We start from the raw sequence: 17929 nt of genomic DNA, 5'->3' as shown, positions 1-17929 counted from the left end.
GATCCTTCCGGGAGCGGGTCCCCGCCCCGGAAGGCACTCATGACCGCCAGCGCCGCCCAGCCCGCCCCCGCCGATACCCCCGCGCACCCGGTGCTCGCCGAGGTCGTACGGTCGGGGTTCACCGAAGGCCGCCACCGTGGTTCGCTGGTGCTGCTGGCCGCAGACGGAAGTGTGGAGCGGGCGCTGGGCGACCCCGCCGCGCCGGTGTTCCCCCGGTCCTCGAACAAGCCGATGCAGGCCGCCGCGATCCTGCGCGCCGGGCTGGAGCTGTCCGGCGAGCGGCTGGCGCTGGCCGCCGCGAGCCACTCCGGTGAGGGCTTCCACCTCGCGCTGGTGCGGCGGATGCTCGCCGAGCACGGCCTGACCGCCGCCGACCTGCGGACCCCGCCGGACCTGCCGCTGGACCCGGTCGAGGCCGAGGCGTACCTCGCGGCCGGGCACGTGCGGGAGCCGCTCACCATGAACTGTTCGGGCAAGCACGCGGCGATGCTCGCGGTCTGCGTCCGCAACGGCTGGGACACCGCCACCTATCTGGACCCGGCCCACCCGCTCCAGCGCCTGGTCCACCAAGTGGTCGAGGAGGCGGCGGGCGAGCCGGTCGCCGCCGTCGGCACGGACGGCTGCGGGGCGCCGCTGATGGCGATCGGCCTGGTGGGCCTCGCCCGCGCGTTCCGGTCGTTCGTGCTGGCCGAGCCCGGAACGGCGGAGCGCCGGGTCGCGGACGCCATGCGCGCCCACCCGGAGTACGTGGCCGGAACGCGGCGGCCCGACACCTGGCTGATGCGCGAAGTCCCCGGCACGCTCTCCAAGATGGGCGCCGAGGCGGTGCAGGCGGTGGCGCTGGCCGACGGCCGGGCCCTCGCCTTCAAGCTCGACGACGGCGGCACCCGGGCGCTCGGCCCGGTCCTGGCCCGCGCGCTGGAACTGCTCGGGGTGGACTCCCCGGTGGTCGCCCGGATCGGCGCGGCACCGCTGCTGGGCGGAACCGCGGAGGTCGGGGCGGTACGGGCGGCGTTCTGAGCGGGCGGGAAGGGCGGGCGTGACGTGCGGGCGTGAGGTGCGGGCGCGCGGCCGCCGCTGCCGGGGCACGGGTGCCGGTCCCCGGGAAAAACGGCGCGACGTCGCACAGGTGCGCTGCATAGCGTGGGGGCATGAGTCTTGTGCCCCGTACCGTCACCCCGCCCGAGTTCCGCGACTGGTTCCGCGCCAAGCGGGTCGGGTTCGCCCACCCCACCGGGGAGAGCGAGGAGGAGTCGGCCGTGCGGCTGGCGCACGTCGATCTCTCGCGCGTGCAGGGGGTGTTCGACGAGGGGCGGTGCGTGGCGACCTTCCGCTCGTTCGCCCAGGAGCTGACCGTGCCCGGCGGGGCGCGGCTGCCGGTGTCCGCGATCACCGCCGTCACGGTGTCGCCGTCGCACCGCAGGCGGGGACTGCTCGGCCGGATGATGGCTGAGGATCTGGCGGCGGCGAAGGAGCGGGGCGAGGTGCTGGCCACCCTGATCGCCGCCGAGTACCCGATCTACGGGCGGTTCGGCTTCGGCCCCGCGACCTCCGTCGTCGAGTGGGAGGCGGACGTGCTGCGGACCGGGCTCGACCCGCACGCGCGGGTGCCGGCGGAGGGGGACGGTGGGCGCGTCGACCTGGTGGACGGCGAGGAGGTGCGCGAGGCCGGCCCCGGCCTGCACGACCGGATCGCCGCGTCCCGGCACGGGGTGATCGACCGGCCCGAGCGCTGGTGGGAGCTGAGGACGGGAATCAGCGTGCCGGCCCACGAGGAGTGGACGCAGCCCTTCCACGCGCAGTACCGGTCGGCGTCCGGCGAGATCGAGGGTCTGGCCACCTACCGCGTCGAGGACCGATGGGGGGACGGCAAGCAGCCCATGTGCACCGTCGTGGTCCGTGACCTGCTCGCGGCGACCCCCGCCGCCGAGCGCGCGCTGTGGCACTTCCTCTGCTCGATCGACTGGGTCACCAGGGTCCGCACCGGATTCCGTGCCCCGGACGACCTGTTCCCGCTGCTCTTCCCGGACCCGCGGGCCGCCCGTGTCGTCACCGCGGCCGACTGGCTCTGGCTGCGGGTGCTGGACATCCCGGCCGCGCTGGAGGCCCGCACCTATGTCTGCCCCGTCACCCTGGTCCTGCAGGTCGACGACCCGGACGGTCCGGCGGACGGCCGCTTTCTGCTGGCGGCCGGGCCGGACGCGGTCACCTGCACGCCGACCGTACGGGACCCCGACCTGACCCTGGGAGCGGCCGAGTTGGCCCGCCTGTACCTCGGCGACGAGTCGGTCGAACGCCTGGTCGCGCTCGGCACGGTCCAGGAGCACCGCCCCGGTGCCGCCGCGGAAGCCGACGCCGCCTTCCGCACGGGCCGCAGGCCGTGGTGCCCGGACGTGTTCTGAGGGCGGGGTCTGCACCGGTGTTCAGGGCTCCGTCACGCGCCCATCGGGGTGCGTCCCGTATTGAGGCGCAGTTTCGCGGTCAACTGCGTCTCTCAGGGCGCTCGTTGTAAAATAGACACGTGGCAGAGGGCGATGCGTTCCCGCGCGACACGCGGCTGCACTACCGGCGCATCGCCGACGAACTGCGCAAGCAGATCAACGCCGAGACATGGTTGCCGGGCCAACGGCTGCCCACGCAGGAGGAGCTGAGCGAGCGGTACGACGTCGCCCGCGCGACGGTCGCCCACGCGCTCAGCCTGCTGCGGCGGGAGGGCCTGATCACCACCCGGCAGGGAAGCGGATCGTTCGTCGCCCTGGACAGGGCGGAGCGCCCCGACGAACACGGAACCGTACGCGGCGAGAGCAGCGACGTCTGGGCCGTCGTCTCGGAGCGGATGCCGCCGGTGCTCCTCAAGCCGTACCTGGAGGAGGCGTTCGAGGCCAAGGACGTCCGGCTGGACGTCTTCTCGATGACGACGGAGTCGCTCGCCGCCCGCGTCGCCGACCAGAAGGACCTCATCCTGGCCGGCCGGATCAGCCCGCCGAAGAGCATCACCGCGCGTCTGCTGCTGCCCGACACCACGTCGGAGACGCTGGCCATCCCGCGGCAGCTCTCCGGCGAGGACGATCCGCGCGTCAGGGCCCGGCTCGGCAGCATCCTGCACAGTCACGTCACGGTGTTGCGCTCCGCGCTGTACGAACTCCGGGGCCGGGACGCGGTCCCGGTGGTCGACGTCCAGGTGCGGCTGGTCCGCTTCTCCCCACAGCTGAAGCTGTACATCCTCAACAACCGCGTGGTGCTCCAGGGGTTCTACGTTCCCGAGGCGGGCACCGCGGTACTGGCGGACGGCGAGGCGGTCGCCGCGCTCGATTCCTACGGAAACGGCGCCACGCTCTACCCCTTCCGGGCCGCAGCAGACTCCACCCCGCAGCAGGTGGGCGTGGTCAGGGCCGCGCGGCAGTTCTTCGAATCGACGTGGGAACACCTCGGAGAAAAAGCGGACTTCTGAAGGAAGGCCCCTCGTCGGCCCATCGGAACGGACGGTCCGGCCCCGGCGCGATCGCGGCAGGGACGAATCACGGGGCGCCCACCGAGGGCGGCGCATACCGAGTCCCGACGGAGGGGTGCGGCGTGGCCTGATGGGTAAGACGTCGATGGCGAGTGCCCGCAGAGTCTCGGGGGATGAATGTCTGCAGCAAGGCAAAGACGCATGTCGGGAAGAAGCCGGACGTTCGTGGATCGTACCGCGCTGATGGCTCAGTTCCAGGATCAACTGGCGCTCAGGTCACCCGGTGCCAGACTTCTCAATGTGCACGGACTGCCCGGTGTGGGGAAGACGCGCCTTCTCGAAGAGTGGAAGCGCGTGGCTGAGCGTCGGGGGCGCACGGCCACGCTCGACTTGCGTCTGCCCGGAAGCCACCAGCTCGAATCCGCACTTGCCCAGCTGCGCAACGAGTTCGGAGCGCAGGGGGTGAAGTTCGAGCGCTTCGACGTCGCTTACACGGCCTATTGGCAGAAGATCCATCCGAACATGGAACTGAAGCGGACCGGTGAGGCATTAGGGGCCAATGGGGAGGCCACGGCGCGGATACTCGATGCGGCATCGGGCGCCAGCCTCATCGGTGCGGTCGCGGCCGGTCTGAAGTTCTCCGCTCAAGGGCTCAACGCCATGAAGAAGAGCAGACTGGTCCGCTCGGAACCAGACCTCGGGTACCTCGACGAGCTGCCGACGTCCGATCTCCTTCACACGGTGACACGTATGTTCGCGCAGGACCTGGAAGATGCCAGCGTCGCCGAACCGTACGTTCTTTTCGTCGACAGCTACGACATGCTGAGCATAGTCGGCAGCGATTCGACCGGTTCCTCGCACGATCGTTGGCTCCGTGATCTGCTCGGCCTCCTGAGGCGCGGACTGATCGTGTTGGCGGGCAGGGAGCCGGTGAGCTGGAAGGAGTGGGCGGGCCGATCGGACATGTGGCCCGTACTTCCCTTGGAAGCCGAGTACTGCCAGGAGCTGCTCACCAACGCCGGTGTCCTCGACGAGGACAAGCGGGACGTCATCACCCGAGCCAGTCAAGGAATCCCCTTCTACTTGGATCTGGCCATCGACACGCCCGAACGGGAAAGCGGCGAACGCGAGATTCCCCAGGATCGCATCAAGGACCGGTTTCTTGATCACGTGCCTGCCGATCACCGCAGGGTGCTCCAGCATCTCAGTCTTGCCAGGCTCTTCAACCGTGCTGTGTTCGCCCGTTTCGTCAGGGACGAAACGCTCTGGGACGAACTCGTCCAGTATTCCTTTGTCAGGCACCTCTCTGGCGGGTGGTACCAACTCCACCAGTTGATGGTCCACGCACTCCAGGCGGAGTGGTCCGCCGAGCGTCAACGTCCCGTCCATGCGGCGCTTCAGGGGTTCTGGGAGTCCTACGCGGAGAACCCCGAGAGCCAACTGGCGATGCCGGGAACGCCCGATCGTGCGGCGCTCGGGTTCTCGCCTTGGCAGGAGGCCGTCTACCACGGCCTGCGCTGTGACGGAATGACGGCCGAGAGGATCCTCGCCTGCGCGGACCGCAGCAAAGCCGTGTCGGGAAGCCAGTCGGCGACCGGTTTCATCTCCGACATCCGGGCTTACGTCGAGAGCGGAGAGGGTTCCGGGGCCCGGAATGAGGGGTGGTCACGAGTGGCCCGGTGTCTGGCGGCTGAAGACCACGTCCTTCGCGGGCGGGGTCACCTCGCGCAGACGGAGATCGGGGGTGATGATCCCGAGCCGGCCTCCCCGCTGGAGGCGAGGCTCGTGCTGGCGGCCGCGCATGCCCATCGGCTCATCGGGAAGAGCGTGGCGGCCCGGGACACCTTCGAGCGGCTGTGGACCGGACCGGTCGAGGAGGTCCGTGGCATGGCGGGTTACGCCTTGGCCGACATCACGATGTGTGCGGGAGACTTCCCGACGGCCTTCGCCCTTGCCGACGAGGTGTACGGGTCGGTGCCCCCCGGGGGAAGCGCCTTACAGGCAGAAGTGAAGCGCCTCATTCACCTCGCGCACCGTTTTCTTCTCGACTTCGAGTCCTCCCAGAGGGAGTTGGACGAGGCCGCTGTGCTCTTCCGGGCGAGCAACTCGCTGCACGGGCTCGCGGACATCGAGACGAATCGTGCCGAACTCCTCGCCTTCACCTCTCCCGGGGAAGCTGTCGCAGCGGCGAACAGAGCGCTCAGTGCGCAGGAGAGCCTGCATGTGGGGCACGAGGTGGGTAAGGCTCTGACGGCAAAAGGACTCGCGGAGACGCGTCTGGGCCTGTACGCCGAAGCTGGTGTCTCGTTCGACCGAGCCGTGAGGACTCTCGAACGTGTCCAGTACCGATCCGGCCGAGCCCGGGCCGAACTCTTCCGCGCTTTTCTCCACCTGAGGAAGGGGGACAGGGGAGCTGCGGTCACCAGCCTCCGCGAGGCCGTCCAGCGTCTGGAGCGCGCCGATGTCTACCCGTTCCTTTCCGTGCTGGCCGGTAAGGCGGCGGAGAGAATAGGGCATAGTGATCCAGAGATCACAAGAATTCGGGAAGCGGCGCAACGAAAGGTCATCCCCCTAGGCACCTTGAGTGACTATTACGGGCGGATGGACAGCGTTGTTGAAATGTTGCTGGAATAGGTGCTTCGCTTGCTGGAGCCGAGGTGATTCCTGTTGACGCGAGGGGCGCAGATGGACCTGAATGCTTCCGATTTCATGGGAATGTACAAAGTGGCGACCGCTAGAGAATCCGGCGAGAGAGGCCACTACCACCGCAACGTGAGGGTAGATGCTCATGGATCCTCCTTCGTGGTGCGCATACCGGTACCAGGGGTCCAGGTCATGGACCTGGCCCCCTGGCGGGAGGATCGCGTCGTGGGTTCCCTTCACCCGTGGGTGAGATCGGTCCCGAGGCTCCTCTTCGTCCACGAAGACCCCTATTTCCAGGTTCAGAATTTCTTGCCCGGAAAACCGGTGGCGCAGCTGTATCCAGCCGGCAGGGGAATCCCTGATCATCTCGCTGGAAACGTTGCCTCCTTCTTCGCGGATCTCCTCTCATTTCCAGTCGAAGAGATTCCAGAACTTCCTACGGATTGGCCGGCGGGGGGCGATGTGCGAGGATTCTCTGCCGTCATGGTGGAGTTCGGGCGTGCGTTGCGCCTGAAGTACGGAGAAGAGAACCCGAGACTCTTCGCTGATCTCGACATCCCGTACGACCCCTTCGAGGCCCTGGAACGGGAAGCATCGCGATTGACCATGAGGCCCTTCCGGCTGCTGCACGGGGACATGCATCGGGGCAACATGCTGGTGGAGGAGAGGCGGACGTCCCTGCTCGACTGGCAACTCGCCGCGTGGGGTGATCCCGTCTATGACTTGGCCGATCACCTTCACAAGATGGGCTACACGCGGTCGGACGAGAGGAGGGCCGTCGCTGATTGGATTGCCGTCGCGCCAGAGGCGTGCCGCCGTGGCTGGCGCGATGACCTGGAGTTCTACCTGAGATTCCAGCGGATCAAATCAGCGGTCGTGGACACGGTCCGCTGGTCGCGGCGGATCAGCTCCGCTCCACCGCGTTCGACGGAACGAAGGGACTTGGTGCTCTCGTTGACAGCGACCCTGGCACGGGCGAGGCCCTACTGGTCCACGGGTGCGGTGAACCCGATGGGAGAGGGGGAAGTCCTCCAAGCAGTGCTGAGGTCGGGGTCGGACCGTTACTGATCCGCCCCGTCCCTTGATGTCCCCCGATCGGGTGGTCCCTCGGGCGCGTGGTGGACGGTGGGGGCGTTGGGGCGGCGTCCGGGGGCGGGAGGCCGGGCCGGGGGGAGCGCCGGGGGCCGGGACCGGGGGCGGGTAGCTTCGGGGGCATGAATGGAGAGAGGCCCGGAACCGGCGCCGGTGCGCAGCCGCCGGTCGGTCTGCGGGAGCGCAAGAAGCTGCTGACCTACCGGGCGGTCTCGGACGCCGCGATCGCCATGTTCCTGGAGCGGGGCTTCGACAAGGTCTCGGTCGCGGAGGTGGCCGCCGCCGCCGACATCTCCAAGCCGACGCTGTTCCGGTACTTCCCCACCAAAGAGGACCTGGCACTGCACCGGTTCGCCGACCACGAGGACGAGTCGGCGCGGGTGGTCGCGGCACGGGAGCCGGGGGAGTCCCCGCTGGACGCGCTGCACCGCCACTTCCTGGACGGCCTGGAGCGCCGCGACCCGGTGACCGGGCTCTGTGACCACCCGCAGGTGCTGGCCTTCCACCGGATGCTCTACGGGACGCCGTCGCTGGTGGCCCGGATGTACGCCTACCAGGGGCGCTCCGAGGCGGCGCTCGCGCAGGCGCTCGGCGAGGGGCTGCCGCAACGGCTGGCCGCCGCCCAGGTGGTCGCGGTGCTGCGGGTGCTCGGTCTGGAGAACTGGCGTCGGATCGCGGAGGGCGGAAGCGCCGACGCGACGTATCCGACGGCGGTACGGGCCGCCGACCGGGCGTTCGACCAGCTCAGGACGGGACTGGAGCCGCTGGCCGGCTGAGCGCCGGGCCCGCGCCCACGGGGCGCGCCCCGGTCGGGTGGGGAGCGTCACCACGTCGGCGAGCGTGAACTGTTCCGAGGCTGCGACCTGCCCGAGGGTCAAGGTCAAACGCCCATGGCGGCCCGGCCCCGCGGTGTCCGGGGCGGCGTGCCCGGGTCAGCCGGTCAGGTCGCGCCAGAACGGCACGGTGACCTGCGGCTCCGGGGTCCCTTCGGCAGCCGGGGCCGCGTGGTCGAACTCGCGGGCCACGTAGTCGTCGAGATCGGCGCCGTAGACGATGAGGTCGGTCTGGTGCACCGACAGCACCGGATGGCCGTGCGCGCCGCGCCCGGCGGGCAGGTAGCGGTGGGAGTAGACGGGCACCAGCGGGGTCACGTCGGCGAGCAGCCGCCGGGCGCGGTCCACCGCCTCGGTGTCGGCGTCCGGGCGGTCGCCCCAGCCCTCGTGCCAGAAGGCGTTGTGCCCGACGTCGAAGAGCACCCCGTCGACCGGCGCCCGCAGCCGGTCCCGGAGCGCGGCGGGGTCTCCGTCGCGCCAGTCGGGCCACCGGGTGCGGCCGCGCCCGTCGGGCCGCCCCACCGGCAGACCGGCGGCGAGGAAGGCGCGGTGGTCGTCGGCGAAGGCGAACCCGAAGGTCTCCTCGACCCGCCGGAACTCCGCCTCGGTGAGCCCCGGCCGCACCTCCCGGGCCCCGGTCCGGGCCAGCCGCTCCGCCGCCCTCGTGCCGAGCCGGAATCCCGCGCCGTCGTCCATGCGGGGATCGTACGGGCACGGACAACGGGTACGGGCCTGGACCGTCCGGTCAGGGAGCGGCGACGGCGGGAGCGGTCGGGGCAGCGCGCTCCGCGACGGGCCGCCGGTGCAGGGCCATGAGGCGTACGGCGAAGTACGCCGCCGCGAGGGCCGCGCAGGCGTCCAGGGCGTCGGTCACCGCCAGGTACCCCATCGCGTCCCTGATCTCGCCGAGCGCGTGCGCGTCGTCGTACGCCCGGGAGGTGATCTGTTCGCCGACGAGCGACAGGACGAACAGGCCCCACCACACGCGCACCGGCCAGGCGGACGGATACCGGGCGGGTTCCGCGTACCGGGATCTCGTCGGGGCGCCCCACATCTCGAGGGCGATGCGGTACGGCATCCACAGGCAGGCGAGAGGGATGAACCACGTGCCGATCGCCCAGCCCGGGCCGCGGTCGAACGCGTCGAACGCGAGCGATCCGAGGTAGCGGCGCATCAGGAAGAACCAGACGACGAAGACGATCGCGCAGACGACGTACGCCGCGATCTGGGCCAGGGTGGCGATGCTCTGGAGCCGGTCCGCGGCGTCGATGTCCTCCGCGCGGAAGAAGGCGGGGGACGGGTCGTCACCGATCGCCGAGGCCAGTTGGAGGCGGGCGAACAGAGCGAAGACGTCGGTGAGACCCACCAGCGCCAGCATCGCCACCACCGCCTTCGTGAGCCTTTCCGGCCCGGCGGCCGGCGCGGGTCTCGGCCACCCGGACGGCGGCGCGGGCGAAGGTGGAACGGTGTGGATTCCGGACATGGCAGAGACCCCCCACGGGTACGGACGGATGCTGCCCGCCGAACGGCGGGCAGACGGACCGTACGCCCCCGCGGATGCGGCGTCCACCGGATTCGAGGGGAAGGAACCAGCAGGTCAGGACGGGGGTGCGGGCGTGACGGTCCCGGTGGGTACGGCGGGCCGCCGGTGCGGGGCCGTCAGGCGTACGGCGAACAGCGCCGCGGCGACGGCGGCGCATGTCTCCAGCCCGGCCAGGGCGAGGTCCGGCGCCGGCGACGTCCGCAGGCCGGGGACGGGGGCGAAGGCCTCGGCGCGCAGCGCGTAGGCCGCGAGCTGCGTCCCGGCGAACAGCAGCCACCAGAGGTTCACCGGCCACAGGGATCGCGCTCGCACCGGTCCGGGACGGGGGGCGGTCCACATCTGTACGGCGATGCGGTAGGGCATCCACAGGTTCAGGACGGGGACGAACCACGAGCCGATCGCCCAGCCGGGTCCCCGGTCGAACGCCTGCGGCGCGACCCGGCCGAGGTACCGGCGCAGCCGGAAGAACCAGGCGACGAACGCGCCGGCGCACAGGACGTACGCCGTCCCCCGGAACTGCTGGGCGATCCGCTCGATCCGCTCCGCTTCGGCCAGGTCCGCGGCGAGGGCGTAGCTGAAGTACTGGTCTCCGTAACGGGTGTGGTCCAGGCGGACGGCCGCGTATCCGGCGAGGAGGTCGCAGACCGCCACCGTGCCCAGCAGGACGACCACGGCGACGAGGAGCACCCCGAGGGTCCTCGGCGGGCTCGTCGGGGGTCGGCCGGCCGCCGGTACGGGCAGGCGTGGCAGCGCTCTCGGAGCCTTGAACTCGGACACGGCGGCGGCCCCCCACAGGCATGGTCGAAATCGCCCGCGGAGTGCGGGCAGACGGAAGGTACGCTGCCGTGCCGGGCGTGTCCACGCGTCGGCGCGCCGGGACCCGCGCCGTCGCGACGGGCCGCGTGCCCGGAACCGACGGCCGTCTCCCCCGGCGACTGCTTCCCCCGGTGAACACCGCCGCACGGCGGGGCCGTTCCTCCGCGCCGTCCGCGGAGGATAGGTTCCCGGCGGAGCGGTGGACGCGCGAAAGGGGGAGGCCGTGAACGTGACGACGTACGACGCAGCCGGGACGGCGGGCGGGTCCGGTGGCGCGGGCGGCCGGGACGCCGGGGACCGTGTGCCGCCGCTGGTCGGCGCGGCGTGGCTGGCGCGGCGGCTGGGGACGCCGGGGCTGGTGGTCCTCGACGCCTCGGTCGGTCGGGCCCGGGGCGCCGCCCGACGGGTGCCGGGGGCCGTCCGCTTCGACATCGACGGGGAGTTCTCCGACCCCGGTTCGCCACTGCCCCACATGTCGGTGGGGCCGGGGGCGTTCCAGTCCGGGGCGAGGTCCCTGGGGGTGGACGACCGGAGCACGGTCGTGGTGTACGACGCGGTGGGCGTCTACTCCAGCGCCCGCGCCTGGTGGATGTTCCGCGCGGCGGGCTTCGACCGGGTGGCGGTGCTGGACGGCGGACTGCCCGCCTATTCCGACGCCGGAATGCCGGTGGAGGACGAGCCGGCGGCCGAACGGGCGGACCGGCGGGGCGATGTCACGGTCCGGCCGCGTCCCGGCCTGTTCGTGGGGCGCGCCGAGGTGGCCGAGGCGCTCGCCGACCCGCGCACGGCTGTGGTCGACGCCCGGACGCGGGAGCGGTTCGCCGGCACGGCGCCCGAACCCCGGCCGGGGCTGCGCGGTGGCCACATGCCGGGTTCGGTGAACCTGCCGTTCGGCGGTCTCCAGGACGGAGGGCGCATGCGGGACGCCGGTCGGCTGCGCGCCGCGTTCCAGGAGGTGGCCGGCGACCGGGAACGTCTCGTCGTCAGTTGCGGGTCCGGCGTGACGGCCTGTGTTCTGGCGCTCGGCGCCACGCTGGCCGGGCGCACCCGGATCGCGGTGTACGACGGTTCGTGGAGCGAGTGGGGGCTCACCGGCCCGGTGGACGGGGCCGACGAAGGCTGAGGCGGACCCGCCTCCGTGTCCGTCGCCGGCGTCCCTGCGGTCAGGGGCTCCCGGCGGTCACGGCGGTCACGGCGCGTGCGTCAGGACCAGCTCCGTCGCCGCGGCGAGGGCCGACAGCTCCGCGCGGGACGCGTGGGGGCGGGCCGCGCGGCGGGCGGTGGCCCGCGCCAGTTCGTCCTCGCCGAAACCGCCGTCCTGTGCCAGGGCGGCGAGCAGTGCCGTGAGCAGTCCGGTGACCGGGGGGCCCGTCGCGCCCTCCCGGTCCAGCGCCGTCCGGGCCAGCATCAGCGCGGACATCGCCCGGTCGAGGCCGGGATCGCCCTCGCCGGTGTGGGTCCAGTCGGTGACCACCGGGCCGTTCTCCGTCAGCAGCACGTTCTCCGGACGCAGGTCCAGGTGGAGGATCCTGGCGTCCGGATCGCAGGACAACCGGGGCGGCAGGGAGTGCAGTTCGCGCAGCAGCCCGGCGAGCAGCGCGCCGCCTTCGTCCGCGTCCAGCCGGCCCGCGAGGAACGCCTCGGCCAAGGTGGGGCCGGTGAGCCGTTCCAGGACGAGATCGCCGGGCCCGGCGCCGTCGGCGGGCGGGCCGATGCGGGGGACCGGGAAGCCCAGGGCGGACAGGTACGACATCACCGCCATCTCGCCGGTGGCGTCGGACCCGTCCCGGTAGCGGCGCAGGACCCAGGCGCCGCCGCCGAGTGCGTACACATCGGCGCTGCGACCCGAGCCCAGGAGATGGCCTATGTCCATGTGCCGAACCTACCGGGGGCGTACGGGCGATGGGGAGCGGGCGGACGCCGGAACGGCCGTGACCGACCGCAGCCCGCCGGGCACGGCGGTGCGGTGGCCGGTGCGGCGGGCGCGTGCCCTTCCGAGCCGTTCACCGCCTACCGTGCCCGACCCGACCCGACCCGACCGCCACCCGTCCGCGCGCCTCACTTCGCGTCCGAGTACCGCTCCACGACCGCCGTGGTGAAGGGGAACCGTACCGGGGTCTCGCCGAAGGTGATCCGGCCGGCCAGCTCACCGGCCGCGCGGATCGCGGACACGACCGTCTCCGCCTCCTCGGCCGGGCAGTGCACGATCACCTCGTCGTGCTGGAAGAAGACCAGCTCGGCCCGCAGGCCGCCCTCGGAGAGGGACCGGCGCAGGGCGGCGAGCAGCAGCAGCGCCCAGTCGGCGGCGCTGCCCTGGACCACGAAGTTCCGGGTGAAGCGGCCCCGGGCGCGGGCGTCGGAGGAGGCGTAGCCCGGCGTGTAACCGCCGTCCCTGCCGCCGGTCGCGTCCTGCGCCGCGTCCTCCTGCGGGAGTCCGGCCTCGCCCTGGTCGCCGGAGCCCGCCGCGGGCGGGCTGGTGCGGCCCAGCCAGGTCCGGACGAGCCGGCCCTCCTCCCCGGCCTTCGCCGCGTCGTCCACGTAGGCCACGGCGAGCGGGAAGCGTCTGCGGAGCGCGGCGAGGTTCTTCAGCCCGTCGCCCGAGGTCTGGCCGTACACCGCGCCGAGCAGGGCGATCTTGGCGTGGTCGCGGTCGCCCTCGAAGGCCCGGTCCGAGAGCGCGGTGTAGAGGTCGCCGTCGTGGCCCGCCACCTCCATCAGCCCCCGGTCGCGGGAGACGGCCGCCAGCACCCGGGGCTCCATCTGGTCGGCGTCGGCGACGACGAGCCGCCAGCCCTCGTCCGCGACGACCGCGCGGCGGATGACCTTGGGGATCTGCAGCGCCCCGCCGCCGTTGGTGGTCCAGCGCCCGCTGACCGTGCCGCCCGGCTGGTACTCGGGCCGGAAACGGCCGTCGCGCACCCAGTCCTGGAGCCAGCTCCAGCCGTGCGCGGTCCAGATGCGGTAGAGCTTCTTGTACGCGATGAGGGGCTCGACGGCCGGGTGGTCGATCTCCGCGAGCTCCCAGCGCCGGGTGGAGGTGATCCTGACGCCGGCCCCGGCGAACGCCTTGACGACATCGACGGGCAGGTCCGGCCGGACCCGGCGGCCGAACGCGGCCGAGATCTCGTCGGTGAGCTCGGCCAGCCGCCGGGGCTCACCCCCCGCGTACCGCTCACCGAGCAGCTCGGCCAGCACTTCGCGGTGGACGTCGGCCCGCCAGGGGAGACCGGACCGGTGCATCTCGGCGGCGACCAGCAGCCCGGCCGACTCGGAGGAGGTCAACAGCCTCATCCGGTCCGGGTGTTCGGCCCGGTCGTGGCGGGCGAGCTGCTCCGCGTAGACGTCGAGCAGGTCCTCGAGCGACACCCCCGTCCCGGACGGCGGTTCGAACAGGGACGACTGGGAGCCGGGTTCCGCGCCGCGGGCCGGCGGGTCGGGCGGCACCGGGCCGCCCCGCAGCCGGGCCAGCGCGGCGGCGGCCGAGCGGGGTTCGCCGAGCCGGCCCTCGTGGCCGAGCAGCAGCTGTTCGGCGCACTCGACGTCGTAGCACCGCTCGACGCGCACACCTGCGGCGAGCAGACGGGGGTAGACCTCGGTGGTGGAGCGCCAGACCCAGCGCACCACGTCCGGGCGGGAGCGGACCGCCTCCGCGAGGTCGGGCTCGGCCAGCACCGGTCCGGCGGCCCGCCCGTCCCGACCCAGCGGTGCCAGCAAGGCCCCACCGCCCTCCACCGGCGCCACGGCCCACCGTTCGCTCATGCCTTCGAGTCTGGCATCCGGCACCGACAACGCCCTGCGGCGCGCGGCCCCACCGCGCGGCGTGACCGGCCGCATCCGTCCCGTCCCCGTCCCCGTCCCCGTCCCCGTCCGGCGGGCGGCGCCGGCCCGCCGCCTACGCTGGTCGCATGGAATCGGTGATCGACCAGGCCTTCGCGGCGGCTCTCTACTCGGACGGCGACGCCGGACTCGACACCGGCGCGTCCCTGCTCGCCGCCGCGCCGGACGCGGACGACGAACTGCACCGTCGCGGCGAGGAGTTCCTGCGCCGGGCCTGGACGCGTGGCTGGCAGCCGGCCGACGTGGTCCGGTTCGTGCGGCGGGAGCGGGACGAGGCGGACGTGCCGCTGGTCGCCGCGGTGATCACCGCGCAGACCGCGGCCTATCCGGCGCTGCCGCCGCGCTGGGCCGCCCAGCTCGCCGAGCTTCCGCCGCCGGCGCCGCGCGGCCGCCCGGACCGCTTCTCGTACGCCTCCGCGCTGCTCGGGCTGTACCGGCTGCTGCTGCGGCTGCCGCCGATCGAGCCGGTGGGGCCGCCGCCGGGGGCCTTGCCCGCCGGGTCGGTGCTGCCGCCCGCGCACGACGAACCCCGCATGCTCACCCGGATCCGGGCGCTGCTCGCCAAGGCCGAGGCCACCGGGTTCCCCGAGGAGGCCGAGGCGCTCACCACCAAGGCGCAGGAGCTGATGGCCCGGCACAGTATCGACGAGGCGCTGCTCGCGGCCCGTACGCACCGTGCCGACCAGCCGGGCGCGTGCCGCATCGGCGTCGACGCCCCCTACGAGACGGCGAAGGCGGTCCTGCTGGACGCGGTGGCCTCGGCCAACCGCTGCCGGGCGGTGTGGAACAGCGACCTCGGCTTCAGCACGGTCGTCGGCTTCGCACCCGACCTGGAGGCGGTGGAGCTGCTGCACACCTCGCTGCTGGTCCAGGGCACCGCGGCGATGACGAAGGCGGAGGCCGAACAGCGGGCCGGCGGCCGCAAGCGCACCAAGACCTTCCGCCAGTCCTTCCTGATGGCCTACGCCCAGCGGCTCGGCAGCCGGCTGGCCGACGACACGGCCCGGGTCACCGCCGAGACGGACGCGGGCGCCCCTGCGGGCACGGGGGCGGCCGACGGGACGGCGGGACTGCTGCCGGTGCTGGCCGCGCGGGACGTCGCGGTGGACGGCGCGGCGGAGCGGATGTTCCCGAAGACCACCACGGCGCGGGTGCGCGGTGTCACCGACGAGGACGGCTGGAACCACGGAACCGAGGCGGCGGACCGGGCGCGGACGGGTGCCGGACCGGGGTCCCGCGGGGGGCGGCCCGACCGGGGCATCACCCGGTAGCCGGTCAGGTCACGGCCCGACGTCCCAAGGCCCGCGAGATGGCCGCGACGCCTGACCGATAAGTCGGGATTGCTCGATATTCCGGTTACGCTCGCCGTATGAGCTGGCTCCGCGCGCTGAAGGAGACCGCGCGCTCGGGGCTGAAGATCGAGCGGCGCCGTCTGGAGCCCCTCGTCGCACTCCGCGGGGCCGCCGGACTGGCCATCGTCGTCGGCGTCTCCCTCGGTCTCTTCGGTCCGGCCATCGCGGCCAGCTCGGCCTTCGGCGCGTTCCAGGCGGCCACCGCCACCTTCCAACGCAGCTGGCGGCCCCGGCCGGTGCTCGCCCTGGTCTCCGGCGCGAGCCTCGCCGTGTCCACGTTCGTCGGCTATCTCACCGGCTCGCACACCGTGCTCTTCATGTGCCTGCTGGCGCTCTGGACCTTCCTCGCGGGGCTCGCCTGGGCGGCCGGGACGACGGCCGGCATCATCGCCTCGTCCAACGTGGCGATCATGCTGGTGACCGTCACCCTGCCGACCTCCGTCCTGGACGCCGCGGCGCACGCCGGGATGATGGCGGTCGGCGGGCTGGTGCAGGCCGCGCTCGTCTTCCTGTTCCCGGTGCGCCGCTGGGGTGCGCAGCGCGACGCGCTCGCCGACGCCTTCGCGGGCGAGGCCGACTACGCCCGCCGGCTGCGGCACGACCCGGTCGCCCCCTTCGACCCGCTGCCCCTGATGACCGCGCGCAGCGCCGCCGCCGTCACCCCGCACCAGGCACGGCACCGGCCCGCGGAGCTGCACGGCACCCGCAGTGTCGCCGAACGGCTGCGGCCGGTGCTCGCCTCGCTGGCGGACCCCGCACTGGGCGTACCCGCCGAGGGACCGGCGCGCGACCGGGCCCGCGAGCTGCTCGGGGCCGCCGGGGCGGTGCTCGACGCCGCGGCCCGCGCGGTGCGCCACGGCGACCCGGTGGAGCTGTCGGCGCCCGCCCTCGCGGTGCTCAGGACCCCGGACACGGGCGTCATCCTCACCGGGCCGCCGCGTCGGGCCGCCGACCGGCTGGCCGCCCTGCTCAAGGACGTCGTGGAGATCGCGGAGGGCACCGGCACCCGTGAGGCGCCCGGTCCGGATCCGTCCTCCCCGCACCGCCGCCGCCCCACCCTGCTGCGGCTGGTCCCGCAGGTGGGCAGGGCGATCCGGGCGGAGATGCGCCGGGACTCGCCGATCCTGCGGCACGCGGTCCGGGTCTCGGCGGTGGCCACCCTCGGCTACCTGCTGGGCGCCGCGCTGCCGCTCGGGCACGGCTACTGGGCGCCGATGACCGCCGTCATGGTGATGCGGCCCGACTTCACCCAGACGTACTCCCGCGCGGTCGCCCGGTTCGGCGGCACCGCCGTCGGAGTCGCCCTCGCCACCGGCATCGTGCAACTGGCCCACCCCGGCCCCGCCCTGTCGGCCGCCCTCGCGGTGGTCTGCGCCTGGCTCATGTACCTGCTGATGCGCACGGGGTACGCGGCCGGTCAGGCCTGCGTCGCCGCGTACGTGGTCTTCCTGCTGGGGATGGCGGGCGACGACTGGTCCCAGACCGTGCCGGAGCGCCTGCTGCTGACCGTGGTGGGCGGGCTGCTCGCGATGATCTCGTACGCCCTCTTCCCGGCCTGGGAGACGCCGCGCCTGCGGGGCCGGCTGGCGGTGTGGCTCCAGGCGGTGGGGTACTACGCCGCCACCGTCATCGACCAGTACGCCCACCCCGCCGAGAAGAGCAACGCCGATGTGCGGGCCGCGCTGATCGCCTCGCGCGAGGCGCGGATCGCCTGGCAGGAGGCGCAGGAGAAGGCGCAGCACGAACCCGTCCGGCACCGGGGCATCTCCCGCCTCGCCGCCGACGAGGCACAGCACGCGCTGGTGGAACTGGGGCGCGCCGCGATGCTCCTGGAGGCGCACCTGCCGGACCGTGCGGCGACCCCGGTGCGCGGGGCGGCGGAACTGGCGGCCGCGCTGCGGCGCTCGGCCGAGCAGGGCGCGAAGGCGGTCCGGGAGCGGCGGGTGCCGGAGTGGGGACCGGTCGCGGAGGAGGTGGCCCGCTGGGACTTCCTGGAGGCGCCGTACCCGGAACCGGGCGAGGACGCGGGACCCGACGCGGCGTCGGACGCGGGGCCGGCGGCCGGGGAGCCGGAGCGGCCCCCGACGCCGGAGGCCGGGATGCCGGCAGCCCCGGCAAAGCCGGAACCCGAGGCCCCGGCGGCCCCCGCGCATCCGGAACCCGAGGCCCCGGCGGCCCCGGAAACCGCGCACCGGGAGCCCGTGCCGGACCCCGTGGTCCGGCGCGGGTCAGCGTTGCTGCTCGACGCGTTGGTGGACCTGTCCCTCGCCCTCGACGACCGGGGCAGCGCCCCCAGCAGCAGACCGGTCCGGTAGCGCCGCCGGGGCGGTGAGTACGCGGATCCCCGGTCGCCTTGCGGCAC

Annotated in this window: 14 protein-coding genes; 9 read left to right on the top strand and 5 right to left on the bottom strand. The window is 73.1% G+C overall.

Annotated elements, in window-relative coordinates; translation table 11 throughout:
* The first annotated feature begins 39 nt into the window (after positions 1 to 39).
* From Q0994_RS27485 to Q0994_RS27460, 6 genes are all read left to right on the top strand, one after another.
* Complete coding sequence (locus tag Q0994_RS27485; protein WP_299539559.1) at positions 40 to 1020, top strand: asparaginase; 981 nt, start codon at positions 40 to 42, stop codon at positions 1018 to 1020.
* Positions 1021 to 1151: 131 nt separating this feature from the next.
* On the top strand, positions 1152 to 2402 hold the full coding sequence (locus Q0994_RS27480) for a GNAT family N-acetyltransferase (protein WP_299539557.1): 1251 nt from the start codon (positions 1152 to 1154) through the stop codon (positions 2400 to 2402).
* A gap of 119 nt (positions 2403 to 2521) precedes the next feature.
* A complete protein-coding gene (locus Q0994_RS27475; RefSeq protein ID WP_299539555.1) occupies positions 2522 to 3451 on the top strand; it encodes a GntR family transcriptional regulator in 930 nt (309 codons plus the stop codon).
* Positions 3452 to 3694: 243 nt separating this feature from the next.
* Positions 3695 to 6085 carry a hypothetical protein gene (locus tag Q0994_RS27470; protein ID WP_299539553.1) on the top strand — a complete coding sequence of 797 codons (2391 nt, stop codon included), beginning with the start codon at positions 3695 to 3697 and terminating at the stop codon, positions 6083 to 6085.
* Positions 6086 to 6136: 51 nt separating this feature from the next.
* Positions 6137 to 7162: a phosphotransferase family protein gene (locus Q0994_RS27465; RefSeq protein ID WP_299539551.1), complete on the top strand. Its 1026-nt coding sequence runs from the start codon at positions 6137 to 6139 to the stop codon at positions 7160 to 7162.
* A 146-nt stretch (positions 7163 to 7308) separates the two neighbouring features.
* Complete coding sequence (locus Q0994_RS27460) at positions 7309 to 7962, top strand: TetR/AcrR family transcriptional regulator (protein WP_299539549.1); 654 nt, start codon at positions 7309 to 7311, stop codon at positions 7960 to 7962.
* Positions 7963 to 8118: 156 nt separating this feature from the next.
* Here the strand turns inward: Q0994_RS27460 and Q0994_RS27455 are convergent, their stop codons facing one another.
* The 3 genes from Q0994_RS27455 to Q0994_RS27445 form a co-directional block, all read right to left on the bottom strand.
* Positions 8119 to 8715: a hypothetical protein gene (locus Q0994_RS27455; RefSeq protein ID WP_299539547.1), complete on the bottom strand. Its 597-nt coding sequence runs from the start codon at positions 8713 to 8715 to the stop codon at positions 8119 to 8121.
* Positions 8716 to 8764: 49 nt separating this feature from the next.
* On the bottom strand, positions 8765 to 9397 hold the full coding sequence (locus Q0994_RS27450; RefSeq protein WP_299539699.1) for a DUF4328 domain-containing protein: 633 nt from the start codon (positions 9395 to 9397) through the stop codon (positions 8765 to 8767).
* A gap of 219 nt (positions 9398 to 9616) precedes the next feature.
* Positions 9617 to 10249 carry a DUF4328 domain-containing protein gene (locus Q0994_RS27445; protein WP_299539545.1) on the bottom strand — a complete coding sequence of 211 codons (633 nt, stop codon included), beginning with the start codon at positions 10247 to 10249 and terminating at the stop codon, positions 9617 to 9619.
* A gap of 430 nt (positions 10250 to 10679) precedes the next feature.
* Here Q0994_RS27445 and Q0994_RS27440 point away from each other — a divergent pair, with 430 nt between their 5' ends.
* Positions 10680 to 11501, top strand: coding sequence for a sulfurtransferase (locus Q0994_RS27440; protein WP_299539697.1), 822 nt, complete (start codon positions 10680 to 10682; stop codon positions 11499 to 11501).
* A gap of 66 nt (positions 11502 to 11567) precedes the next feature.
* Here the strand turns inward: Q0994_RS27440 and Q0994_RS27435 are convergent, their stop codons facing one another.
* Both Q0994_RS27435 and Q0994_RS27430 read right to left on the bottom strand, forming a co-directional pair.
* Entirely contained in the window at positions 11568 to 12251 is a 684-nt protein-coding gene (locus Q0994_RS27435) for an aminoglycoside phosphotransferase family protein (protein WP_299539543.1), read from the bottom strand.
* 185 nt (positions 12252 to 12436) lie between these two features.
* Positions 12437 to 14137, bottom strand: a complete 1701-nt coding sequence (locus Q0994_RS27430) for a bifunctional 3'-5' exonuclease/DNA polymerase (RefSeq protein ID WP_299539541.1) — start codon at positions 14135 to 14137, stop codon at positions 12437 to 12439.
* Between the two features lie 146 nt (positions 14138 to 14283).
* On the opposite strand from Q0994_RS27430, the gene Q0994_RS27425 reads away from it, so the two are divergent.
* Together Q0994_RS27425 and Q0994_RS27420 are read left to right on the top strand one after the other, a co-directional pair.
* Positions 14284 to 15486 carry a DUF2786 domain-containing protein gene (locus Q0994_RS27425; RefSeq protein ID WP_299539539.1) on the top strand — a complete coding sequence of 401 codons (1203 nt, stop codon included), beginning with the start codon at positions 14284 to 14286 and terminating at the stop codon, positions 15484 to 15486.
* A gap of 98 nt (positions 15487 to 15584) precedes the next feature.
* Positions 15585 to 17882, top strand: a complete 2298-nt coding sequence (locus tag Q0994_RS27420) for an FUSC family protein (protein ID WP_299539537.1) — start codon at positions 15585 to 15587, stop codon at positions 17880 to 17882.
* The last annotated feature ends 47 nt before the right edge of the window (positions 17883 to 17929 follow it).

It is taken from the genome of uncultured Streptomyces sp., assembly GCF_947488945.1.
Taxonomy (GTDB): Bacteria; Actinomycetota; Actinomycetes; order Streptomycetales; family Streptomycetaceae; genus Streptomyces.
Note: the sequence above shows the minus strand (reverse complement) of the source record. Positions and strands in the feature narration are given on the sequence as shown.